This window comes from Bartonella sp. CR84HXZ, assembly GCF_042194535.1.
GTDB lineage: Bacteria > Pseudomonadota > Alphaproteobacteria > Rhizobiales > Rhizobiaceae > Bartonella > Bartonella grahamii.
Map to the genome: position 1 here is coordinate 117,702 of NZ_JBHIMY010000007.1, position 11,101 is coordinate 128,802.

At 39.5% G+C, this 11,101-nt stretch carries 8 protein-coding genes and 3 pseudogenes; 10 read left to right on the forward strand and 1 reads right to left on the reverse strand.

Annotated elements, in window-relative coordinates; translation table 11 throughout:
- Nucleotides 1–38: 38 nt before the first annotated feature.
- The 10 genes and pseudogenes from ACFIKD_RS05030 to ACFIKD_RS05075 all read left to right on the forward strand — a co-directional run bounded on the left by ACFIKD_RS05030 (nucleotide 39) and on the right by ACFIKD_RS05075 (nucleotide 10,094).
- Complete coding sequence (locus tag ACFIKD_RS05030) at nucleotides 39–1,094, forward strand: hypothetical protein (RefSeq protein WP_375647375.1); 1,056 nt, start codon at nucleotides 39–41, stop codon at nucleotides 1,092–1,094.
- A gap of 18 nt (nucleotides 1,095–1,112) precedes the next feature.
- On the forward strand, nucleotides 1,113–2,600 hold the full coding sequence (gene tilS / locus ACFIKD_RS05035; protein WP_375635538.1) for a tRNA lysidine(34) synthetase TilS: 1,488 nt from the start codon (nucleotides 1,113–1,115) through the stop codon (nucleotides 2,598–2,600).
- 114 nt (nucleotides 2,601–2,714) lie between these two features.
- Nucleotides 2,715–4,865, forward strand: coding sequence for an ATP-dependent zinc metalloprotease FtsH (gene ftsH / locus ACFIKD_RS05040; protein WP_375635539.1), 2,151 nt, complete (start codon nucleotides 2,715–2,717; stop codon nucleotides 4,863–4,865).
- 547 nt (nucleotides 4,866–5,412) lie between these two features.
- Nucleotides 5,413–6,786: a phosphoglucosamine mutase gene (gene glmM, locus ACFIKD_RS05045; protein ID WP_375635540.1), complete on the forward strand. Its 1,374-nt coding sequence runs from the start codon at nucleotides 5,413–5,415 to the stop codon at nucleotides 6,784–6,786.
- A 281-nt stretch (nucleotides 6,787–7,067) separates the two neighbouring features.
- On the forward strand, nucleotides 7,068–7,250 hold the full coding sequence (locus ACFIKD_RS05050; protein ID WP_375647376.1) for a hypothetical protein: 183 nt from the start codon (nucleotides 7,068–7,070) through the stop codon (nucleotides 7,248–7,250).
- Nucleotides 7,251–7,550: 300 nt separating this feature from the next.
- Nucleotides 7,551–7,661: pseudogene (locus tag ACFIKD_RS05055) on the forward strand (type II toxin-antitoxin system RelE/ParE family toxin); the annotation flags it as partial.
- A gap of 16 nt (nucleotides 7,662–7,677) precedes the next feature.
- Nucleotides 7,678–7,949 (forward strand): annotated as a pseudogene (locus ACFIKD_RS05060) (HigA family addiction module antitoxin).
- A 167-nt stretch (nucleotides 7,950–8,116) separates the two neighbouring features.
- Nucleotides 8,117–8,305 carry an antitoxin VbhA family protein gene (locus tag ACFIKD_RS05065; protein ID WP_375629692.1) on the forward strand — a complete coding sequence of 63 codons (189 nt, stop codon included), beginning with the start codon at nucleotides 8,117–8,119 and terminating at the stop codon, nucleotides 8,303–8,305.
- Between the two features lie 204 nt (nucleotides 8,306–8,509).
- Complete coding sequence (locus ACFIKD_RS05070) at nucleotides 8,510–9,811, forward strand: Fic/DOC family protein (RefSeq protein WP_375647378.1); 1,302 nt, start codon at nucleotides 8,510–8,512, stop codon at nucleotides 9,809–9,811.
- Nucleotides 9,812–9,974: 163 nt separating this feature from the next.
- Nucleotides 9,975–10,094 (forward strand): hypothetical protein, encoded by a 120-nt coding sequence (locus ACFIKD_RS05075; protein ID WP_375644463.1) that lies wholly within the window; start codon nucleotides 9,975–9,977, stop codon nucleotides 10,092–10,094.
- A gap of 839 nt (nucleotides 10,095–10,933) precedes the next feature.
- On the opposite strand, the pseudogene ACFIKD_RS05080 reads toward ACFIKD_RS05075, so the two are convergent.
- Nucleotides 10,934–11,101 (reverse strand): annotated as a pseudogene (locus ACFIKD_RS05080) (P-type DNA transfer ATPase VirB11); the annotation flags it as partial.

Here is an 11,101-nt window from a genome sequence, read left to right on the forward strand (position 1 = left end):
AAACAGCCACTGACACTGTTAATAAGGCTATCGATGCTGTGAAGAAAGCACCTGAAGCAGCTGATAAAGCAGCATCTAGCGCGGAGGAAACAGCCACTGACACTGTTAATAAGGCTATCGATGCTGTGAAGAAAGCACCTGAAGCAGCTGATAAAGCAGCATCTGATGTGGTGGAAAAAGCCACTGACACTGTTAATAAGGCTATCGATGCAGTGAAGAAAGCGCCTGAAGCAGCTGATAAAGCAGCATCTAGCGTGGAGGAAACAGCCACTGACACTGTTAATAAGGCTATTGATGCAGTGAAGAAAGCACCTGAAGCAGCTGATAAAGCAGCATCTAGCGCGGAGGAAAAAGCCACTAGTGTTGTGGAGCACCAAGGGATTATTTTAGAGAATCAGCAGGCTTTATTTAAAGATTATGATTTAGATAAGCTTTTGCATAAGATACGAATGGTGCTTGAGCATAACAATCTAAAAAATGTTAACAAGCAGTTTCATGGGCTTTTTGATAAAAAATCCCCGTCCGTTTATTCTTGCTCTTTTGAAAAGTCCGCTGTGGATGAAAAATCTCAGACTGTAAAAGAAGAGATAGAGCAGGAGCATAGTACAGGTGATCAGACAAAGGTTGCTGCTGTGGAAGCTAAGGTGGAGAGCCATGATCATGAAAACAGTCAACATTTTAACAAAGTGCATGAAGTAAGTGCTCCAATTGAAGCACATCAGAGTGACAATCTTTCTTCTTCTAAAGCTTTGTATAAGGAAGGGTATGATTTTATTCGTTCTGCCAACTATGTTGATGCTGAAAAAAGCTTTTGCGCTTTTCAAAATCGTTACAAAAAAGATTCTTTGAGTGATGATGCTTTATTTTGGTTGGCTGAATCTTTGTTGGGACAAAAACGCTATCATGAAGCAGCGCAAGTTTATCTTACCGCATGGTATGCAGATAAAAAGAAGCTCTATACCTCCGAGATTTTGCTGAAATTAGCAAGAAGTATGATCGCTCTTGAGCCAAATAAAGACGATTGTGCTCATTTTTTGAAAAAATCAAAACATCAAAAAACATTAGAGTCTATTTTTTGTAAACCTGCAAAATAAATAGCGAGGTTGTTTTCGGTGTGCGTTAGACTGGCAAGAAATCTCTTTAAAACATCGGATTTTATTCAGTGTCAGAAGTTGATTCTTGCCGTCTCAGGGGGAAGTGATTCTTTGGCTTTGATGTTTTTGGTCAAAGAGCATTTGGAAACTCTCTCAGTTCCTCCAGAAATGATTGTTGTCACGGTTGATCATCAATTGCGTAAAGAATCAACGCGTGAAGTAGAAACTGTTGCGAAAATTTGTCGAGTCCATCACATTAAACATATTGCTGTGCGGTGGGAAGGTGAAAAACCAAAGACGCATATTGCTTCCAGTGCTCGTGTTGCACGCTATGATCTCTTGGTTAAAGAAGCACAAAAACAAGGCGCATCAGTTATTATGACGGGCCATACACTCAATGATCAGGTTGAAACCTATCAAATGCGGTATCAACGTCTCCAAAAAAATAGAGGTGCGTTGCACGGTGAAGTTGGTGCCATGCGTGATGAGGTTTATTCCAGTGGTTTTGCCGGTGTTTTGCGCGGTGAAGCCGAAGGTATACATGATGAGGATCATGCCAGAGAAACGGGAAAAAATATTGCCGAAAAAAACTATGGTCCCCTATATGAGCGTGGTTTATCCTGTATTCCGCGTGAGGCGTTGTTGCATAGAAAAGTGCGTTTAATTCGGCCGCTCCTTGGTGTAAAACGCCAAACATTACGGAATTATTTACGCTTACAAGGACAAACATGGATTGATGATCCAACCAATGAAGATCGCAATTTTGAACGTGTGCGCGTGCGTCAATCTCTTCATCCTGAAAAATTGGCTTATATTGCTCAAAAAATAAATGAAGCCGCATTGCAGCGTCGTCAACAAGCGAAAAATATTGCTGATTTGATCTTAGCGCTGGATATTACTGTTAAACATGGGCGTTGTTTCATAGCAAAGCCTGCGCTATTTTTACAGAAACATTCCAGTTTTCCTTTTGTGGTGGGGCTCTTTGCGGTGTTGATGGGAGGGGGATTTTATTTGCTTCCCAATCAAAAATTAAGCATGCTTGTTCAAAAACTCTGTCTCGATTCTCCAGAAAAGAAGCGTTTTACTTATGCGGGCTCTGTTATTGAATATAACAAGTACGGAATTTCTTTGTGGCGTGAAGGGCGGAATATGAAAGAGGCTATCGTTGAGCCAGATAAAACTTTTATATGGGATGGGCGCTATCAGATCACAAATCATGGATCTGAGGCTATAAAGATTGGAGCCGCAAATTTAGAACAGCTGAAATTTTTATTGAAAAATAGCGATTTTGAGCTTGAAAAGCCTCATTTTCCCTCTTTACAATCGCTGCTTATGATCTCAAATCACAAAGGGTATGATATTCCAGAGTTGATTTCTCAAGCAGTTGTTCATAAACATGTTATAATCAAGCGGATTATGGCACCTTTCGATTGGCTTTCTTCACGAGAAGATGCTGCTGTGGTAAATATTGTGGAACCTTTTTTTAATATTGAGGTGAAAAGATAAAGGAAAATTACGTTAAAAGAAAATAAACAGCTTCTCATCCCTTGGCAAGGGGCTGACAAGGTTATATGTTAAGGGGAACTGTTTGAAATCTATATTTGATTAAGTGGGCTGAATATGAATTCCAATTACCGCTCTCTCCTCATTTGGGGAGTTATTGCCTTCATTTTGATTGTGTCGTTTTCTCTCTTTAATGGAGATAGTCAGCGTTCTGGTGGTGGAGAAGTCTCCTATTCTGAATTTTTGCAAAAAGTTGAGAATAATGAGTTGAAATCTGTGACCATTCAAGGTCAAAAATTAACAGGACAAACCATTGAACATAGAGCTATTTCAACCTATGCTCCTCGTGATCCAGGTTTGATACAAAAATTGGAAAGCAAAAACGTTAATGTTAAAGCTATTCCTGAAAGCTCTGGAAATAGCATTTTCCTCAATCTTCTCTTTTCCTTATTGCCTGTTATTATTATCGTGGGGGCGTGGGTCTTTTTTATGCGGCAAATGCAAAATGGATCACGCGGTGCAATGGGATTTGGGAAATCAAAAGCGAGATTGCTTAATGAAGCGCAAGGACGTGTTACCTTTAAAGATGTTGCTGGCGTTGAAGAAGCAAAGCAAGATCTTCAAGAAATTGTTGAATTTTTACGTGAACCACAAAAATTTCAACGCTTAGGGGGGCGTATTCCACGCGGTGTTTTGCTTGTTGGTCCTCCAGGAACCGGTAAAACTTTGCTAGCACGTTCTGTGGCAGGTGAAGCTAATGTGCCATTCTTTACCATTTCAGGGTCTGATTTTGTTGAAATGTTTGTTGGTGTTGGGGCGAGCCGTGTGCGCGATATGTTCGAACAGGCTAAAAAAAACGCACCTTGCATTATCTTTATCGATGAAATCGATGCTGTTGGACGTCATCGGGGGGCTGGACTTGGTGGTGGAAACGATGAACGTGAACAGACCTTAAATCAGTTGCTTGTCGAAATGGATGGGTTTGAGCCCAATGAAAGTATTATTCTTATTGCTGCAACAAACCGTCCCGATGTGCTTGATCCCGCGTTGTTAAGACCAGGGCGTTTCGACCGACAAGTTGTTGTGCCAAATCCTGATGTTTCTGGGCGTGAACAAATCTTGAAAGTGCATGTGCGCAACGTGCCTTTAGCACCTAACGTTGACTTAAAAATTTTGGCAAGGGGAACACCAGGATTTTCCGGTGCGGACCTGATGAATTTGGTAAATGAAGCTGCTCTTATGGCTGCGAGCCGTAATAAAAGAGTTGTCACGATGCAAGAATTCGAAGATGCCAAAGATAAGGTGATGATGGGGGCTGAACGTCGTTCAACCGCTATGACACAAGAGGAAAAGGAACTCACTGCTTATCACGAAGCAGGACATGCTATTGTGGCTCTTAATGTGCCGGTTGCTGATCCTGTCCACAAAGCAACAATCGTTCCAAGGGGAAGAGCATTGGGAATGGTGATGCAATTGCCTGAAGGTGACCGCTATTCCATGAGTTATCGATGGATGATTTCTCGTTTGGCCATTATGATGGGTGGACGTGTGGCTGAAGAATTAAAGTTTGGAAAGGAAAATATCACATCCGGTGCTTCTTCTGATATTGAGCAAGCAACTAAATTGGCGCGCGCAATGATCACACGGTGGGGATTTTCTGATCTGCTTGGAAATGTAGCTTATGGCGATAACCAAGATGAAGTCTTTTTGGGTCATTCTGTTGCGCGAACACAAAATGTCTCTGAAGAAACAGCGCGCATGATTGATATGGAAGTGCGTAAGCTTATTGATGATGCCTATAAAAATGCGACTAACATTTTGAAAACAAAAAGAAAAGAATGGTTTGCTTTGGCACAAGGTTTGCTGGAATATGAGACTTTAACGGGAGCTGAAATTAACGAAGTTATTGCAGGAAAGCCTCCTTCACGCACACAGAAAGATGAGGGTGCTGCGCCACGGGGATCTTCTGTTCCAAAAACTGGAAAAATGAAGACAGAGACAACAGTGGTAGATGAAAAAGATGCTGAAGCAGCCCCTCATAAAGCAGAGACCGATAAAGGCAAGGCAGGTAAAGCAGAGGAAGCTGTTGGGAAAAAAACAGCAAAATCCGGTAATGTTGAGCCTAAGGAGGCTCAGTCTAAAGAAGTGCAATCGGATGAGACTGAGAAAAAAGCGCAAAGCACAAAAGGTACCACAAAATCAGTCAACCGCTCTAAAAGTAATGCTGAAAAGAAGTCCAGTACTGCGGGAGATGATAAAGAAAAATAAGAACTGTTTAATAACGCTTGAGTAACGATGTTTTAGGAAAATTTCTAAATTCTTTGAGAAAGGCGCAAGCAAAGCTTGCGCCTTTAATGTAATATTTGCAAAAATATGGAAGCAAAAAATTAAGCAAAGCTGTTGTATGATGACAGTTTTAGCAGGCTATAAGGCGAGGTGGTATTTTCCTTTACGGATTTAGCAAGGTGTGAGGCTAGGCGATAGATTTCCTTGCGGATTTGGTAAGGTTTGAGGTTAGGTGCTGGGTTTCTTTACGGATTTAGCAAATGTGTGAGATTATCCTTTGGTTGTGTTCAAGAGATGTGTAAAGCATTTTGAGGAGATAATATTGCTTGTATGTGTGAGGGTGTAAACATAATTGGTTGAGAGGGGTTTAGATGTGTAGATGGTGAATAGGGTTCTTGATTGTCTAAATGCATGAAGGTTTAGACCAATGATCTGATTTTATATGGGGAGGGGGCCTATTGTACCAAGGGGGCTTGTTAGGGTTTTAAAGAAAAGCCAAGGGAAGAGTTATATATTAAAGGAAAGAGGCATGGTGCAAAAATATTTTGGTACAGATGGAATTCGGGGGAAAGCCAATTCATTTCCTATGACACCCGATTTTGCCATGAAGGTGGGGATGGCTGTAGGGGTTTTATTTCGCTCACAACATCAATCGCGTCGTGTGGTGATTGGCAAGGATACACGATTATCTGGCTATATGTTGGAAAATGCTTTGGTTTCAGGGTTGACTGCTGCGGGGATGGAAGCTTTTTTATTGGGGCCAGTGCCAACACCTGCTGTTGCAATGCTTTGCCGCTCTTTGCGAGCGGATCTTGGGGTGATGATTTCTGCTTCTCATAATCCGTTCTATGATAATGGAATTAAACTTTTTGGTCCTGATGGTTTTAAACTTTCAGATGATATGGAAGCGAAAATTGAACAATTGATCGATACAGATCTTTCAAAGTCTTTAGCAAGTTCTTCTGAAATTGGTTATGCAAAACGGGTTGAGGGGGATATTTATCGTTATATTGAATATGCTAAACGAACTTTGCCGCGTGATGTTCGCTTAGATGCTTTGCGTATTGTTGTGGATTGTGCCAATGGAGCTGCTTATAAAGCTGCTCCCCGTGCTTTATGGGAATTGGGGGCTGAGGTTTTTGCTATTCATGATGAGCCTAATGGTACCAATATTAATCAAAAATGTGGATCAACCGATTTAAGCTCTTTAAAACGAAAAGTTCATGAAGTGCGTGCTGATGTGGGGATTGCTCTTGATGGAGATGGAGATCGTGTTCTCATTGTTGATGAAAAAGCACAAACGGTTGATGGAGATCAGTTGATTGCTGTAATTGCTGAAAATTGGCATAAAATGGGACGATTACGGTGCAATGGTGTTGTCACAACGATTATGTCAAATCTTGGACTGGAGCGTTTCTTGAACAGTAAAGGGTTGCACCTTGTAAGGACAAATGTTGGAGATCGTTATGTTGTCGACGCCATGCGCCAAAAGGGATATAATGTTGGTGGTGAGGCTTCTGGGCATATCGTGCTTAGTGATTTTGGTACAACGGGTGATGGTTTGGTGGCTGCATTGCAGATTTTAGCCTGTATGAAAGAAAGTCAAAGCCCTATGAGCCAATTGTGTAAACGGTTTGAACCTGTACCGCAAATTTTAAAAAATGTAACGATTAAAAATAAAAATGTACTGAAAAAAAATCCAGTCAAAGCGGCAATCGATAAAGCAACGCAACAATTGGGAAAAGAGGCACGGCTGGTGATCCGCGCTTCTGGAACTGAGCCGCTTATCCGCCTTATGGCTGAAGGCGATGCACGAGAAGTATTGGACACGGTCGTGACAGAGTTGATGGATGTTATTATTCATCATGATGTACGCATGGGTACTGCACTTGAGGAATCTTGAATTTTTTGAGAAAATTATCAGATCATCTTTTGATAAAGCTCTTATTGTAATGCGGGATTTTGGCAATTACAAAAGGTATGGTAGCTATGTTAGTGATGTAATAACGGTAATGGATACTCTATCTACTAATCAATTAAATAAAAAAGAGAAAAATAGAGTTCTAATAACTATAATGCGTAGAGTGTTCTATAGTTCGTAAGATATTAAAACCATGCCTTCTTTTGCTTGTTCGTAAACTGGTTATTATTTTAACAGAGTTTAGAGTAGGGGGGAGTTTATTATTGTTATTCATTCTTTTTACTGGATATACAGCGGGTGCAGCGCCCTATGAACATCAAACAGCAATGGTCATTGGTTATATCATCTTGATGTTTCTAAGCGCAGCTGCCAATTGGGGATATGATGCGCTCTTATTACGTTTAGCTCCCCTAATTATAAACTTATACTTTTCCGATAATGAGTAGAATAATTAGAAAGAGATGAGAATGATCAATTTTTTCACGACAGTTCTAATGTTTATAAAGTAAAAAAAGCCCTGTGATGTAAAAATAATGAACATTTTTTGTATCTTGGAGGGTTACACTCTATATTAATTTATGCTTTTAAGATTTTAACATAAAAGGATTGAAGCCTGCTATAATACTGGTACGACTAAAGGGTTTAGAACCGCCCATGCTCAAAAATTAAAGCGTATTCTAGGTGCCTTTGAAGTTGCTATATCGCCAAATGATTTCAATTTTCCGTCTTTTTGATTACATCTACTAAAGGGCGTTCTCAAAGGTTATTGGTCAGTTACCGTAAATGGAAATTGTCGCGTAATATTTCGCTTTGATGGCATAGATGTCGAAATGGTTGATTATCTGGATTATCATTAAAAAGGAGATCCAAACAATGATGAAGAATCCTTCACATCCCGGTGAATTATTGCGTGAAGATGTGATCAAAGAGCTTGGTTTATCCGTTAATGAAGCAGCAGAGCGGCTTGGTATTCTCGAGTGGCACTTTCTAGAGTTTTAAATGGAAAAGCCGCTATGAGTGCTAATCTTGCTATTAGGCTTGAAATGTCTGGTGTAAGCACAGCACGTGCTTGGCTTGCTATGCAAACAAATTATGATTTATCAAAAAAAATCCTTAACAACAGTCTCATGATCAAGATTGCATAAAAGAGTATCAAACGGCAGTTAAGTTTTTGCAACAGAGACGTATACAAGAGCTAAATCATGCGTATGAGCGTACAAAATCAAAAGATGTGAACACGGTAAGATAAGGATAAAATCTTGTTTCTGTAGTCTGTTTGGCTATAATAAATATAAGCAAAGGAGGGTTTTATATGTTGAGTGAAGAGGAAATTAAGCGACGTCGCTTTGCTGCTAAAAATGCATTGGCAAGCCAACGTTTAGAGGGATTAGAGCCAGATCCGCTGGTTGTTGCGCAAATGGAGCGTGTTATTATTGGAGAGCTCGAAACAAGTGATGTCATCAAAGATTTGTTGGAACGGGTAAAACGTGGAGAAGTATAAGGGAAGCGGTGATCCTTATACTGATCTTGAAACTGGTGTGATGTATAATCGGCTTGGTATTAAAGATGAAGCCACACTGCAGCGCGTAGGATCTACGATTTCTTATGTAAAATCTTTCGAATTTGTACATACTCCTATTCGTGGTGAGTTTGATCTGGGTTACATGAAACAGATCCATAGAAGACTGTTTGGTGACATATATGAATGGGCGCGGGACAAGTTCGTTTAGTGGATATTGCCAAAGGCAATAGTATGTTTGCTAGTTATAATCAGATTGAAAGTTATGCACCGAAGATTACACAAAAGCTTGCAAAAGAACAGTATTTGTGTGGTCTTGGCGCTTATGACTTTAGCCAAAGGGCTGGGTATTACATGGGCGAGTTGAATGCGTTGCATCCGTTTCGAGAGGGGAATGGGCGTACTCAGCGTGAATTTATGGTGCAACTGGCTCGTGAAGCTGGTTACCATATCAATTGGAAGGGTATTGAGCGACAAGAAATGACACGTGCGTCAATTGAAGCACATTTTGGTAATTCAGAATATCTGTCTGCACTCATCTATAAGAACCTTACCAAGTTTACAGAAAATAAAAGGGATGATGTTTCTCAAGGTATTGGCAAAAATATTGCTTTTGGCGTTGATCTTAATAAAGAGTGCTTGGAACAACAAAAAGAGAAGATTGAAACTCCTTGGGATAGAGAAAAGACAAGTTTTGCTAAACGTCAAAAAGAAGAACTTGAACAATTACAAAATGATTTGAATGTTGTTGCAAAAGCAACAGAACGAGAGCCATACCTTGCGGCTTATACGGATAACTCTAATCTAGAACAGAAGGTGCTAAGCACCCTTAGAAATAAAAAATCTTACATTGATATGTTTAAAAAATTAAACAGTCGTTTAGCATTTATTTATAGAGATCCACAAGAGGCTGCGTTTAGGATTGAGCAAACGATTTTAGCAGGTAAAGGCGATAAACTTCCTGATATTTTGGAAAGGGAACCTGATAGAGCGGGTGAATTGCGTGGGTCAGATCGTTTTATCGATAAATTGAAGGCTACAGGAAAAGAACGAAAAGAAGCGCTTTATCATGTTCCTCTTGCTGTTTCTACTATGAGAGCGCTTCAATCCTTTTATAAGAATTCTTATGAGACACATATGGATAGTGTTACACGGGAGCGTGAACAGTTAAAAGTTGAAGTCCCCTCACTTTCACAAGAAGCAGTGACTTTTATGAAAAATGTTGAAGCTGGTTGTGATAGTTATTCAAAGATACCAGAGCAGGTTAATCAAGAGTTTTTAAAGCTACAAAGTGTTTTAGATAAACGTTTTGGACATGATGCCATTCATAAATATGGTTTTGATTTATCAAAAGCAATCCCCAAAGAACAGTCTTATAATAAAGAACGCATAAAAGAGCTTCAAATGGCAGTTAAGTTTTTGCAACAGAGACAACAGGAGAAAATCAACGCAATAGCGCGTGCAAGATCAAGAGATGTGATACGGTGAGGGCAAGGATAAGTCTTATGCTGTATAAGCCCTATTAAACCATACGGTAAAAGAGAGGTAATCAAAGGAGGTTTAATGTGGGTGTGACAAAAGATGTTATACGATCCCGCATAGATAGGCGTTAAAAAAATCCGGTGAAATATTAGCAAATTTAGGACTTACGGTGTCTGATTTTATCCGTATTGTTTTGATAAAAGTTGTTTATGAAAAGGGATTGCCGTTTGATATGTATATTCCTTATGCGGAAACGCTTAAAACTTTTGAGAAAAGTGACAAGGGTTAAGAGATATGTATTGCTAAAGATAAGAAAGATTTGTTTCGTCATTTGGTTATTTGATATTTCTGATCATTCACTTCAAATTAGCTTTTAATTTACATCATTATCGTTATGGGTGTTTCCGTATATTGAATGATGTATGCAAACTGTGATTGAAATGGCAGCTTATTGAATTTCTGCAAAAGAAGAAAGCCTATCGCTTGAAGAATTATTTGATATTGTTTCTTTTATTGCTACTCATTCAGATGCTGGTGATCTTGTGGAAGGTACGAGAGGGAATCCAAGGAAAGTTAGGTTTAAAAGCATAAGGGGTAAAAGAGGGGGGATATAGGGTTATACCCTTTTGGGGTGGTCAAAATATTCCGGTGTTGATTGAAGATGTTTACAGTTAATCATCTTGAGGCAATTTGGCAAAATCAGAGAGGAATGCGTTGAAGAAAATTTTTATACTGCGCCTTGATGAATATCGAAAAGAATAATAATGGATAAGACAAATAAAGCAGGATCTGGTATATTAAAAGGTGTTTGTGAAGCTCTTGTCTGAAGCTAAAGGTGAAGTGGATGTCACTAAATTTTGTATCGATATTCCTGCAAATGTTGATGTCAAAAAAAATCAGAAAAGATATTGGGTTATAGATATCATTTTCGGCACGTTGTGGTTTTTGTGTGGGGCGCATTCGTGATTGGGAATGGGGATGATATTTTTACTTCTTTTTGCTTTCGATTATTGAAAATGAATCTGAAGCTATGGTGGTAATTTAGTACGCGATGATATCCGTCGCTTATAATCGTGTTTTTAAGAAAGCTCTATTGGTATAAAAGGGGTGTGAGGGTCGCGTTTTTTTTTAAAAAGCATCACGGCGTTTGAAAGGATCGTAATAGATTTCTGTTACACGAAATTTTCCTTCGAGGCGTTTACATTGGATGATGACATCAATCATCGAGATTAATAAGCCGCGGATATCATCGCGTGCTAAATTACCACCACCGTCACTTTCTTTGACTAAAAGGGT